Origin of the sequence: Streptomyces arenae (assembly GCF_022343545.1) — a bacterium.
Lineage (GTDB): Bacteria > Actinomycetota > Actinomycetes > Streptomycetales > Streptomycetaceae > Streptomyces > Streptomyces humi.
The window spans coordinates 152,232-175,299 of the sequence record NZ_JAKQYH010000072.1 but is presented as its reverse complement, the minus strand read 5'-3'; the positions used below and the strand labels follow the sequence as shown (position 1 = coordinate 175,299).

23 protein-coding genes and 1 pseudogene are annotated in these 23,068 nt (G+C 73.5%); 13 read left to right on the top strand and 11 right to left on the bottom strand.

Annotation, left to right across the window (positions count from 1 at the left end):
• The first annotated feature begins 67 nt into the window (after positions 1 to 67).
• Genes MB828_RS34975 through MB828_RS34965 form a run of 3 tightly spaced genes read left to right on the top strand, consistent with a single transcriptional unit; the run spans position 68 to position 3,691 of the window.
• Positions 68 to 598 (top strand): (2Fe-2S)-binding protein, encoded by a 531-nt coding sequence (locus tag MB828_RS34975; protein ID WP_133022512.1) that lies wholly within the window; start codon positions 68 to 70, stop codon positions 596 to 598.
• Positions 595 to 1,590 (top strand): FAD binding domain-containing protein, encoded by a 996-nt coding sequence (locus MB828_RS34970; protein ID WP_301651691.1) that lies wholly within the window; start codon positions 595 to 597, stop codon positions 1,588 to 1,590. The genes MB828_RS34975 and MB828_RS34970 overlap by 4 nt, the downstream gene beginning before the upstream one ends.
• Before the next feature lie 10 nt (positions 1,591 to 1,600).
• On the top strand, positions 1,601 to 3,691 hold the full coding sequence (locus MB828_RS34965; RefSeq protein ID WP_301651690.1) for a xanthine dehydrogenase family protein molybdopterin-binding subunit: 2,091 nt from the start codon (positions 1,601 to 1,603) through the stop codon (positions 3,689 to 3,691).
• Here the strand turns inward: MB828_RS34965 and MB828_RS34960 are convergent.
• The 3 genes from MB828_RS34960 to MB828_RS34950 form a co-directional block, all read right to left on the bottom strand.
• Entirely contained in the window at positions 3,669 to 5,306 is a 1,638-nt protein-coding gene (locus MB828_RS34960; protein ID WP_430381476.1) for an MFS transporter, read from the bottom strand. The two genes, MB828_RS34965 and MB828_RS34960, sit on opposite strands and share 23 nt — an antisense overlap.
• A gap of 152 nt (positions 5,307 to 5,458) precedes the next feature.
• Positions 5,459 to 5,929 carry a MarR family winged helix-turn-helix transcriptional regulator gene (locus MB828_RS34955; RefSeq protein WP_301651689.1) on the bottom strand — a complete coding sequence of 157 codons (471 nt, stop codon included), beginning with the start codon at positions 5,927 to 5,929 and terminating at the stop codon, positions 5,459 to 5,461.
• Positions 5,930 to 6,026: 97 nt separating this feature from the next.
• The gene (locus MB828_RS34950; protein ID WP_301651688.1) at positions 6,027 to 7,091 is read right to left on the bottom strand and encodes a YihY/virulence factor BrkB family protein; all 1,065 of its coding nucleotides are present in this window, start codon (positions 7,089 to 7,091) and stop codon (positions 6,027 to 6,029) included.
• A gap of 99 nt (positions 7,092 to 7,190) precedes the next feature.
• Here MB828_RS34950 and MB828_RS34945 point away from each other — a divergent pair, with 99 nt between their 5' ends.
• From MB828_RS34945 to MB828_RS34935, 3 genes are all read left to right on the top strand, one after another.
• Complete coding sequence (locus MB828_RS34945; RefSeq protein WP_301651687.1) at positions 7,191 to 8,180, top strand: magnesium and cobalt transport protein CorA; 990 nt, start codon at positions 7,191 to 7,193, stop codon at positions 8,178 to 8,180.
• A gap of 89 nt (positions 8,181 to 8,269) precedes the next feature.
• Positions 8,270 to 9,523, top strand: a complete 1,254-nt coding sequence (locus tag MB828_RS34940; protein WP_301651686.1) for an amidohydrolase — start codon at positions 8,270 to 8,272, stop codon at positions 9,521 to 9,523.
• A 12-nt stretch (positions 9,524 to 9,535) separates the two neighbouring features.
• Positions 9,536 to 10,999 (top strand): aminotransferase class I/II-fold pyridoxal phosphate-dependent enzyme, encoded by a 1,464-nt coding sequence (locus tag MB828_RS34935; RefSeq protein WP_301651685.1) that lies wholly within the window; start codon positions 9,536 to 9,538, stop codon positions 10,997 to 10,999.
• Positions 11,000 to 11,054: 55 nt separating this feature from the next.
• On the opposite strand, the gene MB828_RS34930 is transcribed toward MB828_RS34935, so the two are convergent.
• Positions 11,055 to 11,552, bottom strand: a complete 498-nt coding sequence (locus MB828_RS34930; protein WP_301651684.1) for a DUF5709 domain-containing protein — start codon at positions 11,550 to 11,552, stop codon at positions 11,055 to 11,057.
• A 92-nt stretch (positions 11,553 to 11,644) separates the two neighbouring features.
• Between MB828_RS34930 and MB828_RS34925 the strand changes: the two genes are divergently transcribed.
• Positions 11,645 to 12,034: a VOC family protein gene (locus MB828_RS34925; RefSeq protein ID WP_133022519.1), complete on the top strand. Its 390-nt coding sequence runs from the start codon at positions 11,645 to 11,647 to the stop codon at positions 12,032 to 12,034.
• Between the two features lie 18 nt (positions 12,035 to 12,052).
• On the opposite strand, the gene MB828_RS34920 is transcribed toward MB828_RS34925, so the two are convergent.
• Both MB828_RS34920 and MB828_RS34915 read right to left on the bottom strand, forming a co-directional pair.
• Positions 12,053 to 12,361, bottom strand: coding sequence for a DUF5133 domain-containing protein (locus MB828_RS34920; RefSeq protein ID WP_301651683.1), 309 nt, complete (start codon positions 12,359 to 12,361; stop codon positions 12,053 to 12,055).
• Positions 12,362 to 12,426: 65 nt separating this feature from the next.
• Positions 12,427 to 13,257, bottom strand: a complete 831-nt coding sequence (locus tag MB828_RS34915; RefSeq protein ID WP_301651682.1) for a SigB/SigF/SigG family RNA polymerase sigma factor — start codon at positions 13,255 to 13,257, stop codon at positions 12,427 to 12,429.
• A gap of 309 nt (positions 13,258 to 13,566) precedes the next feature.
• On the opposite strand from MB828_RS34915, the gene MB828_RS34910 reads away from it, so the two are divergent.
• Together MB828_RS34910 and MB828_RS34905 are read left to right on the top strand one after the other, a co-directional pair.
• A complete protein-coding gene (locus MB828_RS34910; RefSeq protein ID WP_301651681.1) occupies positions 13,567 to 13,794 on the top strand; it encodes a DUF2945 domain-containing protein in 228 nt (75 codons plus the stop codon).
• Between the two features lie 205 nt (positions 13,795 to 13,999).
• Positions 14,000 to 14,839 carry a GAF and ANTAR domain-containing protein gene (locus MB828_RS34905; protein WP_301651680.1) on the top strand — a complete coding sequence of 280 codons (840 nt, stop codon included), beginning with the start codon at positions 14,000 to 14,002 and terminating at the stop codon, positions 14,837 to 14,839.
• 27 nt (positions 14,840 to 14,866) lie between these two features.
• Here MB828_RS34905 and MB828_RS34900 read toward each other — a convergent pair whose 3' ends face one another.
• The 4 genes from MB828_RS34900 to MB828_RS34885 all read right to left on the bottom strand — a co-directional run bounded on the left by MB828_RS34900 (position 14,867) and on the right by MB828_RS34885 (position 19,487).
• The gene (locus tag MB828_RS34900) at positions 14,867 to 15,601 is read right to left on the bottom strand and encodes a GAF and ANTAR domain-containing protein (protein ID WP_301651679.1); all 735 of its coding nucleotides are present in this window, start codon (positions 15,599 to 15,601) and stop codon (positions 14,867 to 14,869) included.
• Positions 15,598 to 16,497, bottom strand: coding sequence for a GAF and ANTAR domain-containing protein (locus MB828_RS34895; protein WP_301651678.1), 900 nt, complete (start codon positions 16,495 to 16,497; stop codon positions 15,598 to 15,600). Before MB828_RS34895 ends, MB828_RS34900 begins: the two co-directional genes overlap by 4 nt.
• 82 nt (positions 16,498 to 16,579) lie before the next feature.
• The gene (locus MB828_RS34890; protein WP_301651677.1) at positions 16,580 to 17,107 is read right to left on the bottom strand and encodes a hypothetical protein; all 528 of its coding nucleotides are present in this window, start codon (positions 17,105 to 17,107) and stop codon (positions 16,580 to 16,582) included.
• A 100-nt stretch (positions 17,108 to 17,207) separates the two neighbouring features.
• On the bottom strand, positions 17,208 to 19,487 hold the full coding sequence (locus tag MB828_RS34885) for a catalase (RefSeq protein WP_301651676.1): 2,280 nt from the start codon (positions 19,485 to 19,487) through the stop codon (positions 17,208 to 17,210).
• 342 nt (positions 19,488 to 19,829) lie between these two features.
• On the opposite strand from MB828_RS34885, the gene MB828_RS34880 reads away from it, so the two are divergent.
• The 4 genes from MB828_RS34880 to MB828_RS34865 are packed head-to-tail and all read left to right on the top strand — an operon-like array spanning position 19,830 to position 22,333.
• Entirely contained in the window at positions 19,830 to 20,429 is a 600-nt protein-coding gene (locus MB828_RS34880; RefSeq protein ID WP_301651675.1) for a flavodoxin family protein, read from the top strand.
• Positions 20,430 to 20,443: 14 nt separating this feature from the next.
• Entirely contained in the window at positions 20,444 to 21,121 is a 678-nt protein-coding gene (locus tag MB828_RS34875) for a HemK2/MTQ2 family protein methyltransferase (RefSeq protein ID WP_301651674.1), read from the top strand.
• The gene (locus MB828_RS34870) at positions 21,105 to 21,317 is read left to right on the top strand and encodes a CDGSH iron-sulfur domain-containing protein (RefSeq protein WP_133022528.1); all 213 of its coding nucleotides are present in this window, start codon (positions 21,105 to 21,107) and stop codon (positions 21,315 to 21,317) included. Before MB828_RS34875 ends, MB828_RS34870 begins: the two co-directional genes overlap by 17 nt.
• Positions 21,314 to 22,333 (top strand): iron-containing redox enzyme family protein, encoded by a 1,020-nt coding sequence (locus MB828_RS34865; protein ID WP_301651673.1) that lies wholly within the window; start codon positions 21,314 to 21,316, stop codon positions 22,331 to 22,333. The genes MB828_RS34870 and MB828_RS34865 overlap by 4 nt, the downstream gene beginning before the upstream one ends.
• A gap of 78 nt (positions 22,334 to 22,411) precedes the next feature.
• Here the strand turns inward: MB828_RS34865 and MB828_RS34860 are convergent.
• Positions 22,412 to 23,041: pseudogene (locus MB828_RS34860) on the bottom strand (MMPL family transporter); the annotation flags it as partial.
• Between the last annotated feature and the right edge of the window lie 27 nt (positions 23,042 to 23,068).

Sequence of the window (23,068 nt, the reverse complement as noted above, 5' to 3'; positions counted from 1 at the left end):
GTGGGACGGCGTGACCTGGATACCCGGCCTGGACGGCAGTACGGACCGTCCGGAAGTCAGGCACGTCATGGACAGTGAGATCCAGCGCTCCGCAGCCACCCTCCGGGTCAACGGCAAACCCCACACCCTGCTCCTCGACCACCGGCGCGTCCTGCTGGACGTGCTGCGCGAGGACCTCGACCTGACCGGCGCCAAGAAGGGCTGCGACCACGGCCAGTGCGGTGCCTGCACCGTGCTGGCCGACGGGCGCCGGGTGAACAGCTGCCTGCTGCTCGCCGTGTCCCTCGACGGCAGTGACATCACCACCGTCGAGGGCCTGTCCGCCGACGGCGAGGGCCCGCACCCGCTACAACGGGCCTTCCAGGACCGTGACGCCTTCCAGTGCGGCTACTGCACCCCCGGTCAGCTCTGCTCGGCGCTCGGCGCGCTCGCCGAGGCCGCCGCCGGACACCCCTCGCACGTCACCGATCCCGCGCTGCCCTCCGGCCGGCCCGTCCCGCTGGACCGGACCGAGATCCGCGAGCGACTGAGCGGCAACCTGTGCCGCTGCGGTGCCTACCCCCGCATCGTCGAGGCGGTGGAGGACGTGATCCCGTGAGGTCCTTCGACTACGTCCGCGCCCGCACCGCCGAAGAGGCCGTCGAGGCCTTCACCGCCCACCCCGGTGCCCGCTACCTGGCGGGCGGCACCAACCTCGTCGACCTGATGAAACTGGGCGTCGAACGGCCCACCGCGCTGATCGACGTCAGCCGCCTCCCACTGGACCGGCTCCAGGAACTGCCCGACGGCACCCTGCGCGTCGGCGCCACCGTCCGCAACAGCGACCTCGCCGCCCACCCCCTGGTCCGCGACCGCTACCCGGTGCTGTCCCAGGCCCTCCTCGCCGGCGCCTCCGGCCAGCTGCGCAACGTCGCCACGACCGGCGGCAACCTCCTCCAGCGCACCCGCTGCACCTACTTCCAGGACCCCGGCAAACCGTGCAACAAACGCGAGCCCGGCAGCGGCTGCGGGGCCCTGGCCGGCGTCCACCGCGACCACGCCGTCCTCGGCACCTCCCCGCACTGCATCGCCACCCACCCCTCGGACATGGCCGTCGCGCTCGCCGCCCTCGACGCCCGGGTCGAGCTGTACGGCCCCGAGGGCACCCGCACCGTCGACGTGTGCGACTTCCACCGGCTGCCCGAGGACCGGCCCGAACGGGACACCGAGATCCGCCCCGGCGAGCTGATCACCGGGGTGCTGCTGCCCGCCGCCGCGGCCGGCGCGCCCTCGGCCTACCGCAAGGCCCGCGACCGGGCGTCGTACGCCTTCGCGCTCGCCTCCGTCGCCGTCGTGATCCGGGTCGCCGACGGCCTGGTCAGCCAAGTGGGCCTGGCCTTCGGCGGGCTCGCCCACCGCCCCTGGCGGGCCCGGGTCGCGGAGGCGGCGCTGCTGGGCGAGCCGGCCACCGCCGGGGTCTTCGCCAGCGCCGTCGACCTGGAACTCGCCGCCGCCCGGCCGCTGCCGGACAACGCCTACAAGGTGCCCCTCGCCCACAACCTCGCCCTCGACGTGCTCACCCGGCTCGCGCCGGCGCCCGCCCCGCTCTGACCCCGGAGGTATGTCCATGGCCCGCACCGCCCTCGGTGCCCCGGCCGAGCGCCGGGAGGGGCTCGCCAAGGTCACCGGCGCCGCGCGCTACGCCGCCGAGCACCCCCTGCCCGGCCTGGCACACGCCCGCGCCGTGCCCGCCGACGTGATCCGCGGCCGGATCACCGGCATCGACACCGGCCCGGCCCGCGCCGTCCCCGGCGTCCTCACCGTCCTCACCCACGAGAACGCCCCGCGCCTGGCCGAACCGGACGACACCACCCTCGCCCTGCTCCAGAACCCCGACGTACCGCACCGCGGCTGGTGCGTCGCCCTGGTCGTCGCCGAGACCCCCGAGGCGGCCCGCGCCGGAGCCGACGCCGTGCGGGTCTCCTACGACACCGCGGAGCACGACGTCGTCCTCACCCCCGGCCACCCCGGCGCCCACGAACCCGAGGAGGCCAACGGCGGCCAGCCCGCCCGGCACCGGCACGGCGACCCGGAGTCCGCCTTCGCCCAGGCCGCCGTCCGGGTGGACGTCACCTACCGCACCCCGCCCCTGCACAACCACCCGATGGAACCCCATGCCAGCACCGCCGCCTGGGACCGCGGCCGGCTGACCGTGTACACCTCCAGCCAGGGCACCAGTGACGTCCGCAGCGTGCTGGCCGGGCTGTTCGCGGTGCCCGTGGACCGGATCACCGTACGCGCCGAGCACGTCGGCGGCGGCTTCGGCTCCAAGGGCTCCGCGCGTCCGGACGTCGTCCTCGCCGCCCTGGCCGCCCGCCACACCGGGCGGCCCGTCAGGGTGGTCTGGCCGCGCCGCCGCATGCCCACCGCCGTGGGCCACCGCGCCCCCACCCTCAGCCGGCTGCGGCTCGGCGCCACCTCGGACGGCCGGCTCACCGCCCTGCTGCACGACGTGACCACCCACACCTCGCCGGTCAGGTCGTTCGTGGAACTGGCGGGCACCACCTCCGGGGTCATGTACGCCACCCCGAACCTGGACATCGTCCACCACGTGGTCCCGCTGGACGTGCCCAGCCCGTCCTGGATGCGCGCGCCCGGCGAGGCGACGGGGATGTACGCCCTGGAATCGGCGATCGACGAACTCGCCGACGAACTCGGCATGGACCCGGTCGAACTGCGGATCCGCAACGAACCCGACCGCGAGCCCGCCGGCGGCCTGCCGTTCAGCAGCAGGCACCTCGTGGAGTGCCTGCGCGAGGGCGCCCGCCGCTTCGACTGGCACCACCACGTCCGGCACGCCGAGGGCCCGGTACTGACCGGCACCGGCGTGGCCGCCGCCACCTACCCGGTCATGGTCTCCCCGTGCGCCGCCACCGCCGCGGCCCTGCCGGACGGCACCTTCGAGATCCGGGTGAACGCCTCCGACATCGGCACCGGCGCCCGGACCGTCCTCGCCCAGATCGCCGCCGACGCCCTCGCCGTACCCCTCGACCGGGTCCGCACCGAGATCGGCGACAGCGACCTGCCCCAGGCGCCGGTGGCCGGCGGCTCCTCCGGAACCGCCTCCTGGGGCTCGGCCGTGCACGAGGCCTGCGCCCGGCTGCTGACCCGGCTCGCCGACCACACCGGCCCGCTCCCCGAGCGCGGGATCGGCGTCCGCGCGGACACCTCCGGGCGGGCCGACGCCGACTGCCCCTACGCCCGCCACGCGTTCGGCGCGCACTTCGCCGAGGTCGCCGTCGACACCGTCACCGGCGAGGTCCGGGTGCGCCGGCTCCTCGGCGTCTACGCGGCCGGCCGCATCCTCAACGCCCGCACCGCGCGCTCCCAGTTCGTCGGCGCCATGACGATGGGCCTGGGCATGGCCCTGACCGAGGGCAGCACCCTGGACCCGGCGTACGGCGACTTCGCGGAGGCCGACCTCGCCTCGTACCACGTCCCCGCGCACGCCGACGTCCCCGACATCGAGGCGCACTGGATCGACGAGGACGACCCGCACCTCAACCCCATGGGCAGCAAGGGCATCGGCGAGATCGGCATCGTCGGCACCCCGGCCGCCATCGGCAACGCCGTCCACCACGCCACCGGCAGCCGCCTGCGCACCCTGCCGCTGACCCCGGACCGGGTCCTCACCGCTCTGAACGCGCGGTGACCCGCGCGGCGGGGGAGTGGCGGTCCTCGGCACCGCGGTGACCGCCGCGCAGCGCGGAGGCGACGGCGGAGACCAGGGCCATGCCCGCGGCCACACCGAAGACGATGCCCAGGCCGTGGTGGAAGGGGCCGGACACCAGCCGCGGGAAGAAGGTGTGGCCGGTCAGCACCGACCGCTGGGCGGCGGACAGCCGGCCGAGGACGCCCTCGGAGGACAGCAGGTGCTGGACCGGGTTGTCGCCGAGGAACGTCGCGAACAGCGTGCTCACCGGTGGCAGCGACGCGGCGTGCGCGGCGGAGCCGGCCGGCACGCCGTGCGCCGTGAGCCCGTTCCGCAGCGTGTCCGGCAGCGAGGACGCGAGGCCGGACACCATCAGTGAGAAGAACACCCCGATGGACAGGGCCGTACCGGAGTTCTGGAAGGTGGAGCGCATCCCCGAGGCGACGCCCCGGTACTCGGCCGGCACGCTGCCCATGATCGAGGACGTGTTGGGCGCCGAGAACATGCCCTGGCCGAGCCCGTTGAGCAGCAGCAGCGCCGCGAACAGCCCGTAGTCGAAGTCCACGGGCAGCGCCAGCAGACCCAGGAAGGACAGGGCGACGACCACCAGTCCGGCGGTGGAGAACAGCCGGGCGCCGAACCGGTCCGACAGGTACCCGGAGACCGGACCCGCGACCAGGAAGCCGAGGGTGAGCGGCAGCATGAAGATGCCGGCCCACAGCGGGGTGTCCTCGAAGTCGTAACCGTGCAGCGGCAGCCAGATGCCCTGGAGCCAGATGATCAGCATGAACTGGAGCCCGCCGCGCGCGATCGCGGTCAGCAGGGCGGCCAGGTTGCCCGCGGCGAACGCCCGCACCCGGAACAGGGCCAGGTCGAACATCGGCTCGGCGACCCGGGTCTCGATGACGCAGAAGGCCAGCAGCAGGACGACACCGCCGACCAGGCCGCCGAGCACCCACGGGTTGCCCCAGCCGGTGGCGCTGCCGCCGTAGGGCTGGATGCCGTAGGTGATGCCGGCCAGCAGGATGCCGGCGCCCACCGCGAAGGTGAGGTTGCCGAGCCAGTCGATCCGGCCGGGACGGCCCGTCGAGGTCTCCCGGAGACTCAGGTACGACCAGACCGTGCCCGTGATGCTGACCGGGACGCTCACCCAGAACACGGCGCGCCAGTCGACGACGGCCAGCAGGCCGCCCGCGAGCAGTCCGAGGAACTGCCCGGCCAGCGCGGTGATCTGGTTGATGCCGAGGGCCGTGCCGCGCTGCCGGGCCGGGAACGCGTCGGTGAGGATGGCGGCCGAGTTGGCGGTGAGCATGGACCCGCCGAACGCCTGCACGATCCGCCACAGGATCAGCCACAGGGCGCCGGCCCCCGCCCGGAACGGGTCGAGCGACAGCGCGACCGAGGCGCACGCGAAGATCAGGAAGCCGAGGTTGTAGATCCGCACCCGCCCGAACATGTCGCCGAGCCGCCCGAGTACGACGACCAGCACGGCGGAGACCAGCAGGTACCCCAGGATCATCCAGAGCAGGTAGCCGATGTTGCCGGGCGCGAGCGGGTCGAGGCCGATCCCGCGGAAGATCGCCGGCAGCGAGATGATCACGATCGACGCGTCCATGGTCGCGATCAGCACGCCGAGCGTGGTGTTGGACAGCGCGACCCACTTGTAGCCGGGCCCCGGGGGAGTGTCCCTGTGCCGGGCCGAGCGCAGCGCGCCGGCCCATGATCCGAAGCGCGGGCCGCCGGGTGCGCCGGGCGGCGGGGGCGCGGTCACAGCCGTTCCGCCAGCCGGCCGAGCAGCGGCAGGGCCGCCGCGAGGGTCGCCCGTTCCGCCGCGGAGAACTCGTCGAGCACCGCCGCGAGCCGCCGGACGGACTCCGAACGCCGCTCGGCGAGCACGGACCGCCCCTCCGCGGTGACGGCCACGATGCTGCGCCGCCCGTCCGCGGCATCGGGGGTGCGGCCCACCAGACCGCGCTGTTCGAGCTGGGCGAGGGTGCTCGCCATGGCCTGCGGCCGTACCCGTTCCAGCTCGGCGAGCGAGGTCGGCGAGTCGGATCCGTCGGCGGCGAGCCGCGCGAGCACGGACACCCCGGAGAGCGAGATGTCCCCGACGGCGTGGGCCTGCCGCAGGCGACGGGTCACCCGTCCCACCGCGAGCCGGAGTTCGGCGGCGAGCCGGGAGGGGTCGTCGTCCGGGCCGGGTGCGCCGCCCTCACCGGCGGCCGTGTCGGTCCTCACATGTACTAACGTTAGGTTTATCAGTCTGGACTGTTCAACCAATCTTCAGTAAATCCGGTCGACGGTGCGGTGAGCGACGGCCCGGGCGGCCCGGACGTCACGTCTCGTCCAGCCGGCGTACGTCCTCCTCGTCCCACGTCCGGGTGTCGCGAGGCTCGGTGTAGGGCTCGGTCTCGGGCGGCAGTCCGCCCGCCACGGCCCGCTGGCGCGCGGTCTCGGCGTCGAACTCCAGGCCCAGCAGGACGGCCAGGTTCGTGATCCACAGCCAGACCAGGAACACGACGACGCCGGCCATGGTGCCGTAGGTCTTGTTGTAGGAGGCGAAGCCCGCCACGTAGAACGCGAAACCCGCGGAGGCGACCAGCCAGATCAGCAGGGCGACGAAACTGCCCGGCGTGATCCACCGGAACCCTTTGACCTTCGCGTTCGGACTGGCCCAGTACAGGACGGCGATCATCAGCGTGACCAGGAGGACGAGCACCGGCCACTTGGCGACCGACCACACCGTCAGCGCGCTGTCCCCGATCCCCAGGGCGGCGCCGGCCTGCCGGGCGATGCCGCCGGTGAAGACCACGATCAGCGCGCTGAGGACCGCCATCACCATCAGCGTGAAGGTGAGCACCACCCGCAGGGGGAGGATCTTCCACAGCGGGCGGCCCTCCGGGATGTCGTACACCGTGTTCGCGGCCCGGATGAACGCCGCGACGTAGCCGGAGGCGGACCACAGCGCCAGCACCAGGCCGACGACCGCCATGACGGACCCGGCACCCGCCTTGCCCTGCAATTGCTCCACGGCCCGGGTGATGATGTCCCGGGCGGCCCCCGGCGCGAGTTTCCGGATGTTGCGCAGCACCGCGTCGATGGCCGAGCCGCCCGCGACGCCCAGCAGGGAGACCAGCACCAGCAGGGCGGGGAACAGCGACAGCACGCCGTAGTACGTCAGGGCCGCCGCACGGTCGGTCAGCTCGTCGTCCTTGAACTCGTGCAGGGCGCCTCTGAGGACGGCGCCCCAGGCCCGCTTCGGGAGTTTCGTCGGCGCGTCCGGCGCCCGCCGTTCGACCTCCGGCCCCGGTCCCGCCTCCTCGGGCGCCGGCACCTCGCGTTCCGGGCCCGCGTCGTCGTCCCGGGATGTCTTCCGCCAGGGGATGTGAAGTCTCTGCATGCGCACCGGGTAACCCCCCGACGCCGCTCCTACGCCGCTCCTGCGCCGCCGAACGGCCCGACAGGCATGGAACGCGCTCACGGAAGCACCCGGGAGGGCATGGAATGCGAGATCTACCAGACCCGGACGGGTGCGTGCGAGCGGATCGACTGCGGCCAGGAGGACGCGGGGTGCGGGGCGACCCTGGACCGCCTGGGCGCCCTGGCGCCGGGCGAGTTCGCCTGGATCAGGGTGAGCGACCCCTCCCAGGAGGAACTCGAGCGGCTGGGCAAACACCTCGACCTGCATCCCCTGGCCGTCGAGGACGCGGTCCAGGCCCACCAGCGGCCGAAGCAGGAGCGCTACGGGGAGGTGCTGGCGGTGGCCGTGAAGACGCTCTGGTTCGTCGAGCGGACCGCCGACGTGGAGACCGGCGAGGTCATGATCTTCCTCGGTCCGTCCTTCGCGCTGACCGTGCGCCACGGGGCGAGCGACCCGGCCGCGGAGGCGGCGCGCCGGCTCGCCGCGCAGCCGGCCATGGCGCGGCTCGGACCGCCCGGCGTCCTGCACGCGGTGACGGACGTCGTCGTCGACGCCTACGCCGAGGCGGCCGCCCAGGTGCGCACGGACCTCACCGAGCTGGAGCGGTGCGTGTTCTCACCGGTCCGCCAGGACCTGACCGAGCAGATCTACTCGCTCAAGCGTGAGGTGGTGGAGTTCCGCGACGCGGTCCAGCCCCTGGTCCCCGTCATGCAGTCGCTGACCGGGCCGGGGACCGACTGGCCGCGCGAACTCGTGCCGTACTTCCGTGACGTCGTCGACCACGTCACCCGCACCGGCACCGAGGTGACCGCCCTGGACGACCTGCTGGGCTCCGTCCTCGACGCGCACCTCGCGACCGTGGGCACCTGGCAGAACGACGACATGCGCCGTATCAGCGCCTGGGCGGCCATCTTCGCCGTCCCCACCCTGATCGCGGGCATCTACGGCATGAACTTCGCCCACATGCCCGAGCTGGACTGGCGCTACGGCTACCCGGGCGCGCTGGCCGTGATGGCCCTCGGCGCGGGATGGCTGTACCGGTCCTTCCGCCGCAACGGCTGGCTGTGAGGCCGGAGTGTCGACCGCGCGTACGGCGGAACCCGGGTGGCCGAGGGCGCCGGGCCGGGCGGTCCCGCCCCGCGGACCCGGGAGGACACATGCCCCAGACAGCCGACGCCGTGTACCGGCGCATCCACGCGGAGGTCACGGACCGGGCCGAGGACCTGTGGCGGGTGGCGACGACGCTGCACGCCGATCCGGAACTCGCCTTCGCCGAACGGCGCGCCGCCGCACTGCTGAGCGGTGAACTGCACCGCGCGGGTTTCCGGGTGCGGCCGGGCACGGCGGGCCTGCCCACCGCGTTCGTGGCCCGCGCGGGGGAGGGCCGCCCGGCGGTCGCCCTGCTGCTGGAGTACGACGCCCTGCCCGGCCTGGGGCACGCCTGCGGCCACAACCTGATCGCCGCCGCCGGCCTGGGAGCGGCGCTCGCCGCCCGCGCCGCCCTGCCCGTCGACGCCGGTTCGGTGCTGGCCGTGGGCACCCCGGCCGAGGAAGGCGGCGGCGGGAAGGCCCTGATGGCCGAGGCCGGAGTGTTCGACGACGTCGACGCCGCGCTCATGTTCCACCCGGGCGTCCACGACTGGGCACGCGCGCCCCTGACGGCGCAGGAGCAGTACCGGGTCGGCTTCCACGGGCGGGCCGCCCACCCCACCGGCAACCCCACGGAGGGCATCGACGCCCTCGCGTCCCTCGTCGAGTTGTTCAACGTGCTGTCCGCGCTGGGACGCCGGCTGCCGGAGGCCTCCCACATCCAGGGCATCGTCACGCAGGGCGGTACCGCCACGAACCTGGTCCCCGCCTACGCGGAGGGCCTGTTCGGGCTCCGCGCCGCCACCACCACGGCATTGGACGAGCTGGCCGGGCGGCTGGCCACCTGCGCCGACGGCGTGGCCCGGGCCACCGGCACGACCGTCACCGTCGAACGTGCCACGGTCCGTTACGAGCACTTCCGCGACAGCCGGCCGCTCTCCGACGGCTTCGCGGCGCACCTGGCACGGACGGGCATCGCCCTGACACCGCCCGCGGCGGGCGTGTACCTGGGCTCCTCCGACATCGGCAACGTCAGCGGGCGGGTCCCGGCCATCCACCCCTTCGTGGCGATCATGGACGAGGACGGGTCCGACCACACCCCCGAGTTCGCCGCCGCGGCGGCGTCCGAGCGGGCCCGTGAGGTCCTTCTCGCGACCACGGAGGCGCTGGCCCGCACGGCCGCCGACATCCTCGGCGACGCGGCGCTGCGGGAGTCGGCACGGCAGGCACACGAGCCGGCCGCCGGACCGGCGCGGCCGGTTGCCGCACCGGTGCCAGGGGTACCCGGCGGGCCCGTGGCCCTCCGCCCGGGCCGACCCTGACGAGGAGGACGGATGGACCACTCCCGAGCCCCCGTACTGGAGGCGCTGGCGGAGTTCCGGCGCCGCGGTGACGTCGTCTTCGGGCCACCCGGCCACAGACAGGGCCGCGGAGTGGACCCGCGGGTGGCCGAGATCCTCGGCATCGACGTGTTCCGGTCCGACGTGCTGACCCTCAACGGGCTGGACGACCGGCGCCAGTCCCAGGACGTGCTCGGCCAGGCCCAGGAACTGATGGCGGACGCGGTCGGCGCCGAGCAGGCGTTCTTCTCCACCTGCGGCAGCTCCCTGTCGGTGAAGACGGCCATGCTCGCCGTCGCCGGCCCCGGCGAGAAGCTGCTGCTCTCCCGCAACGCCCACAAGTCCGTGATCGCCGGAGTCATCGTCAACGGCGTCGAGCCGGTCTGGGTCCACCCCCGCTTCGACACCGAACGGCACCTCGCCCACCCGCCCGAGCCCGGCGACGTACGCGACCGGCTGCGCGCGCATCCGGACGCCAAGGGGATGCTGCTGATCACCCCCACCGAGTGGGGGACGTGCGCCGACATCCGCGGGGTGGCCCAGGTGTGCCACGAGGCCGGTGTCCCGCTGATCGTCGACGAGGCGTGGGGCGCCCATCTGCCGTTCCACCCCGACCTGCCGCCCTGGGGCATGGACGCCGAGGCCGATCTGGTCGTCACCAGCGTCCACAAGATGGGCAGTGCCGTCGAGCAGAGTTCGGTCTTCCACCTCCAGTACGACCGGGTGGCGCCCGAGGTCCTCAAGCAGCGCGAGGACCTGCTCGGCACGACCAGCGCCTCCTCGCTGGTGTACGCCTCCCTCGACGGCTGGCGCCGGCAGATGGCCGAACAGGGGCACGCCCTGCTGGAGGCCGCGCTGCGGCGCGCCGGCCGGATCCGGGAGACGGTCGCCGGCCTCCCCGGGCTGCGGCCGATGGGGCAGGAGGTCGTCGAGGAAGGCCTCGCCGCGTCCTTCGACCCGCTGAAACTCGTCATCGACGTACGGGACCTGGACATCAGCGGTATGCAGGCCGCCGAGTGGCTGCGGGCCGAGCGGCATGTCGACGTCGGGGGTTCCGACACCTGCCGTATCAGCGCCTCCGTCACCCACGCCGACGACGACGAGACCGAGCGGGTCTTGCTCGACGCCCTGCGCGCGCTCGTGGACGCGGCCGGCTCCTTCGAACGGCGGCCGCCGGTGCACCTGCCCCCTCCCGGGGCGCTCGAACTGGAGCAGGCCATGCTGCCGCGCGAGGCGTTCTTCGCACCGGTCGACCATGTCCCGGCGGAACGGGCCGCGGGACGGGTCGCCGCCGAGACGATCAGCCCCTACCCGCCGGGAGTGCCCGCGGTCGCCCCCGGCGAGGTGATCACCGAGAAGGTCATCGACTACCTGCGCACGGGAGCGGACCACGGCGTCCTGATCCCGGACGCGTCGGACCCGTCGGTGCGGGTCCTGCGGGTGGTGGCGCGCCCCTGAGAGCCGGCTGGGACGCGCCCCTGAGAGCCGGCCGGGGACGGGGCGCGCACCGGGATCACCCGGGCCCGCGCTCCCCGGGGCCGGCCGGCGGCAGCGCCTCGTCCGGTACGACGTGCACCGCGGCCTCCTCCGCGCCCGCGGCGCCGCCGTCCACGCCCTTGTCCTCGGCGACCGCCTCCCCGGTGGTGTCCGGGTGCGCTCCCTCGTCCGGCGCCACCAGCCGTCCGGCGCGGCGGTCCCCGGTCTCCGGGTCGCGCGGCTCGCCGTCGCCCCCGGGCAGATCCCCGATGCCGTCGCCCTCGGGCGGCGCCACGTCGGGGACCTCCTGGCGCAACCGCTCGTCGAGGGACTCGCCCTCGCGCTGCTCCGCCGCCGTCGTCCCCGCCCGGGTCACGCCCAGGGGCTTCTCGGGCGGTGACCAGCCCTCGTCGAGGATGTCGTCGTAGGTGCGTTCGTCGACCGCGTCCTGGAGATCCAGCGGAGCCGCGTCCTCCTGCTCCTCGTTGCCGCCGACGGGCTGGTAGGCGTCGTCCGCCCTGTTCTCTTCACTCATTTCCGAACCTCCTCCGGTGGCCGGTGGATCCTCTCTGCGAAGTACCGAGGACAGCCCGGACCATGCCTTGCGCGGCCTGAGAGGATCGGTGCATGGTGCATTCCTCTTTGCGGATCAACGCCCTGATCGTCGACGCCGAGGACCCGGAGCGGCTTGCCGCGTTCTGGTCCGAACTGCTCGGCAGGCCGATCGTGGGCCGTACCGGCCCGTACGTGTGGCTGCGGCGGGAGAACGACCTGGGGATGGGTTTCCAGCGGTCCGCGCGGCCCACGGCGGGCAAGAACCGGATGCACTTCGACGTCAGCACGCCCGATCCCGCCGCCGAACAGCGGCGGGTCGAGGCGCTGGGCGGCCGTCGGCTGGAGCAGTACGCCGACGGCGGGTTCCTGGTGATGGCCGACCCCGAGGGCAACGAGTTCTGTGTCATCCCGGAGGGCCCCTTCGAACTCGACGACGAGGGCCGCGCGGACTATCTCGGCTGACCTGCCGGTCGCCGCTCGTCAGCCGCCCTGCGGCAGGGCCGCGCGGCTCGTCGGACGGGCGGCCTGACCCGGGCTGAGGATGGTCCGCCGGCCCGTACCGGGGGTGGCACCCGCGCCGTCGGCGCTGTCGACGGCGCTGTCGAGGTAGTCGTGTGCCACCCGCAGCGCCTGCGAGATCTCCCGGGTTCCGGTGGACACACAGAGGGTGTAGGTCAGGTCCTGCAGCCGGGTGTCGACGGACACGTCGTCGGCGAGCGCCTCGGTCGCGAGGAGCGTCTCGTACTCCTTGACGAGTCTCCGCAGGGTCGCGGGGTGGGGCATCAGCATGGGACGGGCTCCTCGGATCCGGTGGGCGGGAACGGCTGTGCCGCGGGTGGAGGACGGGCGACGGGTCATCGGCCGAGTGCTTCGGCGCGGACGCGGGCGCAGCTGCGGCTGATGAGGCGGGAGACGTGCATCTGGGAGATGCCGAGCTGGTCGGCGATGCGGCTTTGCGTCATGTCCTCGAAGAAGCGCATGTAGAGGATGGCGCGTTCGCGTTCGGGCAGCCGGCGCAGGCCTTCCTTGGCGGCTTCCCGGTCGAGGACCACGTCGTAGGAGCCGTCGCTCTCGCCGAGGGTGTCGGCGAGGCTGTAGCCGTCCTCGCCGGCGGAGAGCTCGGCGTCCAGGGACAGGGTGCTGAAGCTCTCCAGCGCCTCCAGTCCCGCGCTGACCTCGTCCTCGGTCAGGCCGGTGTGGGCGGCCAGGTCGGCGACGCTGGGTTCGGGGGCGCCGGGGTTCTCGGTCAGGACGCGGCGGGCCACCCGGACGCGGTTGCGCAGTTCCTGGACGCGGCGGGGAACCCGCAGGGCCCACATGCGGTCCCGGAAGTGGCGCTTGACCTCGCCGGTGATGGTGGGCACGGCGTAGCTCTCGAAGGCGCCGCGGGAGGGGTCGTAGCGGTCGACGGCCTTGACCAGGCCGAGGGCGGCGACCTGGCGCAGGTCCTCGACGGTTTCGCCGCGGTCGCGGAAGCGGCCGGCGATGCGGTGGGCCATGGGCAGCCAGGCGGCGACCAGTTCGTCGCGCAGGGCGTCCCGCTCGGGCCCGTCCTCCAGGGCGGCGAGACGGGCGAACAGGGCCGCGGTGTCAGGGGCGTCGTCGTGGGTGCGGCGGGCCGTGCCCGGGGCGGTGCGGTCGGTGGCGGGCGTGCCGGGACGGCTGTTCGGCAGGTCGGTGAGCATGCGGTATCGCTCCTGAACGGTCTTTCCAGAAGTCCGGACGCGGGGTCCGGACATGTCCTGAAGGGGGTGTCAGGGGTGCCGCAGCGGAGAGCTGGACGGGCCCCGGAGGGTGCCGTCAGCTGGGGTCTCTCCCGCTGGGCAGGTGCCTCCGGTCCGAAGCACGAGACTCCGCCTGCCCCTGCCCGCGAGCGGTAAACCACGACTGCCCGCGAGCGGTGAACCACGACTGCGCGCGCAGCGGCTGCGCCGGGGACGCGGAGCCCGCACCCTGGAGGAGAAGGGGGCTGCCGTCCGCGAAGGAGTGCCGACATGGCGAGGAGCCAGGGCGAGGGCAAGCGCCTGAAGAAGGGCGACAAGGTGGCCTGGAAGAGCCACGGAGGCCAGGCCGAGGGCAAGGTGGAGAAGGAGATCACCGAACGGACCCGGGCGGCGGGCCGCACGGTGGACGCGTCGCCGGACGATCCGCAGTACCAGGTGCGCAGTGACAAGTCCGGCCGGTCCGCGGTGCACAAGCCGTCGGCGCTGAAGAAGAAGTGACCGGGAGCGGCCGACCCGCGGAGGCCGCCCGCCCGGCGCGCCGCAGGCTCAATCCCCTTGGGCCGTCTGGCGGTTGGGCCGGGGTACGTGCGTACAGTGGAAGGAGAGGGTGCTTCGGCCAGCAGGCACCGCAGTGTGCCGCCGCGCGTGCGCGAGCCCGACTGCGGGACGCCACGCGGGTGCTGACAGTTCAGGAGGCCCGTCAGTGACCGAGTACCCGCACCCGTCCGACAGGGCGGGGACGGCCGACCGCGTCCCCAGCGCCGCCTCGCCGGATGCCGTCGACGAGCGCAACCGGCGGCTGGCCAGGGCCGGTGTGGCCCGTGCCGAGGAACTTCTGATGACGCGCTACCGGGTCGGCTCGCAGGGCGAGGCCTTCGACCTGCTGCGCCGTACCTCGCAGAGGTTCAACGTCAAACTCCACACCCTCGCCGACGTCGCCGTCCGGCTGCCGGCCCCGGCGGCCGGGGCCGCCGACTGGGTGCCCAACCGCCCGCGCGGCGCACCGCCCCCGCTGCCCGCCCTGCACACGGGCCAGGCGCGGCCCAGCGGCCACGGAGCCGTCCTCAAAGCCGCCCTGCGCCGCACCATGCATGTCGCTCACACCCATATGGGCCATGTGCAGCTGGTGGAGAACGGGATGCTGCGGATGGCGCAACATGCCGGGCTGGCACGGCAGTTCACCGACTACTTCGCCTTCGTCGGGGACGCGGGGTCGCCCTGCGCGCGGGCCGCCGAGGACCGCCGGCAGATCACCGTCAAGGATGTCGCCTCCTCCGACACGTTCGACGAGGCGTCCCGGCAGGCCGTCCTGCGGACCGGGAGCCGGGCCTGCCACAGTGTGCCGCTGGTCGGACAGCGGGGCGGGGTGATGGGCGTGATCTCCACGCATCACGACGGCCCCGTGGGCGACTTCAGCACCGCCCAGCTGACGGCACTGGACCACCTCGGCGCGCAGGTCGGCCGCTGGCTGCTGTGGCATCGCCACACCGTCGTCCTCCCCGCCCTCAATCACCTGCACGCCAGTGCCGCGCACCGCGACTGAACGCCGAGCGGACAGGGCAGGCACTCCTCACGAGGAGGTGGTGAGGACGGTGTCGGGGGGCAGGGTCCGCTGGACCAGGGCGTGGGCGACGTGGGTGAGGCGTTCGCGAGAGCGCACGGCGTAGGCGCGCAGGACGTGCTGGGCCTGGGTCACGCTCAGACCGCCGTACTCGGCGATCATCCCGCCGGCGATCTCGACGGTCGCCTTCGCGGCGATCGCGGCCTGCACCCGGCTGCTGATGTCGTCCGCCCGCACCGGATACGGACTCCAGCTGACCAGCGCGACCGCGGTGACGTCCGCGAGGGCCTGCGCCAGACTCAGCTCCGGCTCCGGCAGCCCACCCGCCTGCGCGACCAGCAGATTCACCGCACCGATCGTCTGCTGGTGCACCCGCAGCGGCAGCGCGTGCGCCGACCCGAACCCCGCCGCCCGCGCCAGCGGCCCCACCACCGCCCACCGCCCGCCCCCCGCACCCGCCAGATCCAGCGCGTCCACCCGCTCACCCTGCCGATAGCAGTCCACACACGGACCCTCGTCCGCCTGCAACTGGAAGAACTCCAGCAGCGCCGCCCGGTCGTCCGTGACCGCCATCGTCCGCAGCCCGCCCCGCAACGGCGCCATCATCACCCCCACCGCCTCCGCACCCGTCAGCTCCGCACAGTTCGCCGCCAGCCGGTCCAAAAGCACCACCGGATCCACATCATCGGCAAAGGAATCGGCCAGCGAGACCAGCGCCTCGGTCAGCTGCTGCTCACGGTTCATGACGGTTCACCGTCCACTCCGTCCGCGCCATCCGCATCGCCAGCACCGCCGGCGCCGCCCGCGCCGTCCGCCTCGTCTGTCTCCATGGCGAAACGCACCGTGCGGGCGACCACCTCACGCGCCACCTCGGTGACCGTCCGCCCCTCGACGAAAGCCCGCGCCCGCATCCGGTCCAACGCCTCCTCCGGACCCGCGTCGAGCTGCACCATCACGATCCCGATCGCCTGGTAGACCTCACTGTGCTCGGCCTCCGAGGCCTCCACCCACGACGCTACCCCCTCCCCGCCCCCCGGCCCCCCGCCACCGGCACGCGCATGCAGATTCATCACCGCGAACGTCACCGCGTCCCGCGCCCACAACGCCACCCCCAGCTCCCGCCGCGACAACCCCCCCGGCCGGTCCCGGTACAGATCCAGCGTCCCGATCGCCGAACCCCCCACCCCCAACGGCAACGAGAACACCGCCCGCACCCCCAACTCCACCGCCTGCCGCGCGAACATAGGCCACCGCCGCCCGTCCGCACCCACCGCCAGATCCGCCGCCAGCACCGGCGCCGCCCCCTCCAGCGCCGCCTGACACGGACCGTCCCCCAACGTGTACTGCACCTCCGCCAACCGCGCCGCCACCTCATCACTGGCACACCACGTCGCCCGCACCGTCGCACCCCCCGAGATCGACACCGACGCCCCCGACACCGCCAGCAACCCCACACACGCCCGGCACAACGCCTCCGGCACCCCCAACGGCTCCACCCCCCGAGCCGCCGCCGACAACGCCTCCACCACCCGCAACCGCTCCCGCGCCCCCGACAACCCGCCCGCACCCGCGGAGGACTCACCCGCGGAGGACCCACCGGACACGGCCATCACCTCCACGACGCCGAACACGGACACCACACGTGATTCACCAGGGCGGCGGCCACCTGCCGGGTACCCAGCGAGCGGACCGGCAACGTCAGCCGCCGCCGGACCGGCAACGTCAGCCGCCGCGCAGCACGTCCCGGACCGCCGTGACGCGCAGCTCCTCCAGTGTGCTCAGTTGCCGTTGGGCCCGTGCCTCCAGCCGGTCGAGTTCCTGCCCGTCGAGGCGGTCGTCCGCCTCGGCCAGGGTGCGCAGCGTGCGCCAGCCGAGCTGCTTGCCCGTGACCCCCAGCCGGAGGAACTCGAGTTCGATCACGAGGGTCAGCGGCGACGGGCGGAAGAGGCGCCCGTTGCTCTTGAGACGCCCCAGCCGCTCGGCGGTGGCGGCTGCCGCGACCTTGTAGCCGCGCCGCGGCACGCCGAGGCTCCGCATGATGCGCAGCAGGCTCTCGCGGTCCTCGGCGATCTCGTCCGCGAGGTCCCGCAGGGGCCGTGCGTAGGGAGGGTCGTGGTGCGACCCGGCCATGAACCGGGCCCGTCGGGTGCCGGTCGTGGCACCCGCGAGATGGTCGTTGAGGTAGATCCCGAGCAGGCCGGTGCGGACCTGCCGGGTCCCCGGGCGGGTGCCCGCTGTCGGTGTCGCCATGGTTCTCGCCCTCACTTTCGTCCGCCGTCCGGCGCGCTGCGGCGCCGGACGAGTACCCGTACGGTGGGGGCCGCCACGCGGCCCCCGCCGTGGCCGGTCGTCACACCTGCGCGGGAAACCGTTCCCAGACGCGGTGCGCGCCCAGCAGACTGATGATCTCGGCCAGCGTCCCGGTACCGCTGTCGCCCACGACCACGCCGGGCGCGTCGGCGGGGACGCCGGCCGCTTCCAGGGCGGCCTCGGCGCCCTTCCAGCCGCCGATCGCCTTGCCGTGCCGGAAGGCCTCGTTCAGCAGCAGGGCCACCCGCGGGTCGGGCCCGGACCCGTAGCCGTTGCCGGAGCCGGCCTTGGCGTCCCGCGCGCCGTACGCGTCCCCGCCCAGTCCCGGCGCCCCGGCGAGCAGGACGGCGTCGAACTCCACGGACCGGGCGGTGGCGTAGGTGCGGTGCACCGGCAGCTCGCCGTCACCGTCACCGAGGACCCCGCCGGCCGGGGCCACCACCAGCGGCACCATGCCGGCCTCGTCGACGGCCTCGCGTACGGCGCGTACGCCGTCGAGGTCGCCGTCCGGACCCGTGACTATGCCGATGATCCGCCCGTCGGCGGGCCAGGTGTGCCCGACCTGGGAGAGCGCGGGGCTGGGCGCGACGTCGGCGAGGGGCACGGTGGCCTCGGGCGCGGGCAGTCCCAGACCCGAGGCGACCTGGGCGCACAGTTCCGGGTCGATGTTGGCGAGCACCTGGAGCGCGCGTTCCCTGATGGCCGGTTCGTAGCATTTGCCGAGTTCGAAGGTGTAGGCCCCGATGATGTGCTCGCGTTCCACCGGGCTCATGCTCAGCCAGAACCGGCGCGGCTGGCTGAAGTGGTCCGCGAACGACTCCGGTGCCTCCCTGACCTTCGTCGAGGCGGGCACGGCCACGGGGGCCTCGACGTACGCGCCGAGGTCCGCTCCCGGGGCGAACGGGCAGCCGCCGTCCAGGGAGTTGGGCCGGTAGGGGGCGACGCCCCGGTGCACGGCCGTCTGGTGCATGCCGTCGCGCAGCATGTCGTTGACGGGCGCGTGCGTCCGGTTGATCGGCAGCTGCGCGAAGTTGGGGCCGCCGAGGCGGGTGATCTGGGTGTCCAGGTAGGAGAAAAGCCGGCCGGCGAGCAGCGGGTCGTCGGTGACGTCGATACCGGGCACCAGATGGCCGACGTGGAAGGCGACCTGCTCGGTCTCGGCGAAGAAGTTCGACGGGTTGCGGTTGAGGGTCAGCAGGCCGATCGGCTGCACCGGCGCCAGTTCCTCGGGGACGAGGTTGGTCGGGTCGAGCAGGTCGATGCCCTCGAAGGTCTGGTCCTCGGTGTCGGGGAAGGTCTGGATGCCGAACTCCCACTGGGGGTAGGCGCCCGCCTCGATGGCGTCGGCGAGGTCCCGGCGGTGGAAGTCGGGATCGACGCCGTTGACGATCTGCGCCTCCTCCCACACCAGGGAGTGCACCCCGAGCTTCGGCTTCCAGTGGAACTTCACGAGGGTGGTGCCACCCTCGGCGTCGACCAGGCGGAAGGTGTGCACACCGAAGCCCTCCATGGTGCGGTACGACCGCGGGATGCCCCGGTCGGACATGTTCCACAGGGTGTGGTGGGTGGCCTCGGTGTGCAGGGTGACGAAGTCCCAGAACGTGTCGTGGGCGCTCTGCGCCTGCGGGATCTCACGGTCCGGATGCGGTTTGGCGGCGTGGACGACGTCGGGGAACTTGATGGCGTCCTGGATGAAGAAGACCGGGATGTTGTTGCCGACCAGGTCGAAGACGCCCTCTTCGGTGTAGAACTTGGTGGCGAAACCGCGGGTGTCCCGGACCGTGTCGGACGATCCCCGGGACCCCAGCACGGTCGAGAACCGGACGAAGACCGGGGTCTCGACTTCCTTCGCGAGGAACGCGGCCCTGGTCACCGACGCCGCCGTCCCGTAGCTCTGGAAGACGCCGTGCGCACCGGCACCCCGTGCGTGCACCACCCGCTCGGGGATGCGCTCGTGGTCGAAGTGCATGATCTTCTCGCGCAGGTGGTGGTCCTGCAACAGGACCGGGCCGCGCGGGCCCGCCTTGAGCGAGTGGTCGGTGTCGGGGCGCCGGTGGCCCTGTGCGTCCGTGAGGTGGCTGCCGCCCTGCGCCACCGTGTCCTGGCCGGCGCCGGTCGGCTGCCCGGTCGGCGAGTACGTGTCAGGACCGCTCTGGTCCGGCTTGGGCGGCAGCGGCCCACGGGGCTCGGTCGGTTCCGCGACCGGCGGCGACTCGGGCCCCGGCTTCCCGGGCACGTCGCCGACGGGGCCCGTGTGATCGCCACGCAGTGCGTCGGAGACCTTCTCGGCCGCGCGCTTCAGGGGGTTGCTCTCGCCCATGAGTACCAGTCCTTCGCCGTGTCGAGAGTCCGTACCGCTGCGCGGCACAGCGCCGGGGCGGGGCCCCTGGGGTCGCTGCGCTCCTGGCCGTTTCACCGGGCACGACGCCTGCGGACGGGGGTGGGACACCCGCGGGCGAAGGCTGTGCACCGCCCTGCGCTCCGGAGGCGTCCGTGGTCCCGACCCGCGTACCCGGACAGCGGCGGTCGACTCACGGGTACGGCAGCCGCTCCTGACCGAGGGTGGACGAATTCCAGCCGCGTCTTCCGTTACGGCCGCTGCCCAGGGGTACCCGAGTGACCCGGCCGGCGCGCCGGTCCCCCCACCCCGTGGAGCAGCCCCGTGAAAGCCCTTGTCATCAACTGCACGCTCAAGAAGTCCCCCGAGCCGTCCAACACCGAGGCCCTGGCCTCGGAGGTCGCCGCCCGCCTGGCCAAGCTCGGCGTGCGGACGGAGTCCGTGCGCGCCGTCGACCTGCCCATCGCGCCAGGGGTCGTCACGGACGCGGGCGACGGCGACGCGTGGCCGGACGTCCACGAGCGGCTGCTGGACTCCGAGATCCTGGTCATCGCCTCCCCGACTTGGTTGGGACGCCCGTCCTCGGTGGCGCAGCGGGTGCTGGAGCGGATGGACGCCATGATGTCCGAGACGGACCAGGACGACCGTCCGGTCGCCTACGACCGGGTGGCCGGCGTGGTGGTCACCGGTAACGAGGACGGCGCCCACCACGTCATCAGCGAGATCTCCGGGGCACTCGCGGACATCGGGTACACGATCCCGGGCCAGGCGTGGACGTACTGGCACCTCGGACCCGGCCCGGGCCCCGACTACCTGGACGACGAACGCGGCCGCGACTGGGCCCACAGCACGGGCCGCACGATGGCCGACAACCTGCACCGGGTCGCGACCGCCCTCGCCGGGCCGTCGCCGGTGACCGGCTGACCGGGGAGCCGACGATGACGGTCGAGTCACTCACCTCTCCCTCCCGGCTCCGCTGCTGGGCCCCGCCCGGGGTCTACCGCCCACAGACCGACACCGCCCTGCTCGGCCGGGCCCTGCGCCGGGAGCGGATCACCCGCCGCACCGAGATCCTGGACCTCGGTACCGGCAGCGGCGCGCTCGCGGTGGAGGCGGCCCGGCTCGGCGGCCGGGTGACAGCCGTGGACATCTCCTGGCGGGCGCTCGCCACGGCCTGGTGCAACGCCCGGCTGAACGGACAGGTGGTCCGCCTGCGCCACGGCGACCTGGGGTCCGCTGTCCCGGGCCGCCGCTTCGACCTGGTGGTCACCAACCCGCCCTACGTGCCCGCCCCCGGCGACGGCCCGCCCCGGGGCTCCGCCCGGGCGTGGGACGCGGGCGCGGACGGCCGGCTGCTGATCGACCGTATCTGCGCGGCGGCGCCCACCGTGCTGCGCCCGGCGGGGCGGCTGCTGATGGTGCACTCGCACCTGAGCGGCGTCGAGGAGACGCTGGCCCGGCTGCGGGAGGCCGGGTTGCGTGCGGAGATCGTGGACCGTACCCGGCTGCCCTTCGGCCGGGTCCTGCTCTCCCGGCTCGGCTGGCTGCGCGAACGCGGGCTGGTCGCCGACCGCACGAGTGAGGAACTGGTGGTGATCCGTGCCGAACACGCCTGAACGCCCCCGCCGTGTCCGCGTGCAGCGCGACGGCCCGCTCCTGGTGGAGGGGCCGGTCGAGATCGTGGACGAGGACGGCACCGTGCACATGTCGCGGCGCTTCCAGGTCGCCGTCTGCACCTGCCGCCGTACCCGGACCCCGCCCTGGTGCGACACCAGCCACCGCCGCCGTACGAAACCGGACGGAACCACATGACCGACGCTCCGCTGCCCCAGCCCCGCGGCCCGCTCTCCGCCGCGCTCGTCGCCGCGCTCCGCGGGGCGGACACCGGCCGGCCACGGCTGCCCGCCGACGCCGGCGGCTACGACGACGACCTCCAGCTCGCCCTGTACCTCCTCTACGAACTCCACTACCTCGGCTTCGACGGGGTACCCGACGACCTCGAGTGGGACCCCGGACTCCTGGCCCTGCGGGCCGAGTTGGAGAACCGCTTCCTGGAGTCGCTGCGCGCGGACGTGCCCGTCGAGGCGTCCGACACCGTCATGGAGGCGCTGGACGGGCTCCAGCTGGAACCGGTCGGCGAGGTCGAGGGCAGCCTCTCCCACTTCCTGCGCGACCACGGCACCCTGGACCACTTCCGCGAGTACGCGGCGCTGCGCTCGCTGTACCACCTCAAGGAGGCCGACCCGCACGCCTGGGTGATCCCACGGCTGCGCGGCCGGGCCAAGGCCGCCATGGTCGCCGTCGAGTTCGACGAGTTCGGCGCCGGCCGTGCCGACGAGATCCACGCCCGGCTGTTCGCCGACCTCATGGCGGACCTGGGCCTGGACCCGACGTACGGGCACTACCTGGACGCCGCGCCGGCCGAGGCGCTGGCCACCGTCAACCTGATGTCCCTGTTCGGCCTGCACCGGGCCCTGCGCGGGGCGCTCGTCGGCCACTTCGCCACCGTCGAGATCACCTCCTCGCCGGCCTCCCGCCGCCTGGCCGAGGCGCTGCGCCGGCTGGGGGCGGGTCCGGCGGCCGTCCGCTTCTACACCGAACACGTCGAGGCGGACGCGGTGCACGAACAGGTCGTACGGCACGAGGTCGTCGCCGGCCTGCTGGCGGACGAGCCACGGCTGGAGGCCGACATGGTGTTCGGCATCCGCGCGACCGGCTACCTGGAGGACCGCCTGGCCGACCGCCTGCTGTCCCTGTGGCGGCAGGACCGGACCGCCCTGCGCGGGAACCGGCTCACCCCGCGCGGCGAGCCGTCACCGGTGGGGTGAGAGGCGGTTCCTCGGGTGTTCCTGGCGCCCGCACGGCGATGCGCCCGCACACGGGTGCGGGCGCATCGGTCCGGCTGGTCAGCGGATGCTGGTGACCCCGGTTTCCGTCACATCGGGTTCGCGGGCCGCGGGGGAGGTGCGGCCGAGTTTCTCGCCCTCGATGTCGACGTGGGGCAGCCGGCGGTCGAGCCAGGCGGGCAGGGACCACGCGCGGTGGCCGAGCAGGGCCAGGACCGCGGGGACGATCGTCATGCGGACCACGAACGCGTCGAAGACGACCGCCGCGGCCAGGCCAAGACCCAGCGACTTGATCAACGCCTCGTCGCCGGCGATGAAGCCGCTGAAGACCGCCGTCATGATGAGGGCGGCGGCCGTGACCACCTTCCCGCTGTACCGGAAGCCCTCGGTGATCGCCTCGCGCGGCTCGGCCCCGTGGACGTACGCCTCGCGGATCCGGGTGACGAGGAAGACCTGGTAGTCCATCGCGAGGCCGAAGACGATGCCCACGGCGAGGATCGGGACGAGGCTCTGGATCGGACCGGTCGTCTCCAGCCCGAACAGGCCCTTCAACCAGCCCCACTGGAAGACCGCGACCATCGCGCCGAAGGCGGCGAGGACGGAGAGCAGGAAACCGAGCGCCGCCTTGAGCGGCACCAGGAGGGAGCGGAAGACGAGGATGAGGACGAGAAAGGCCAGGCCGACGACCAGCAGCCCTTGACCTGCACTGGCCTGCAC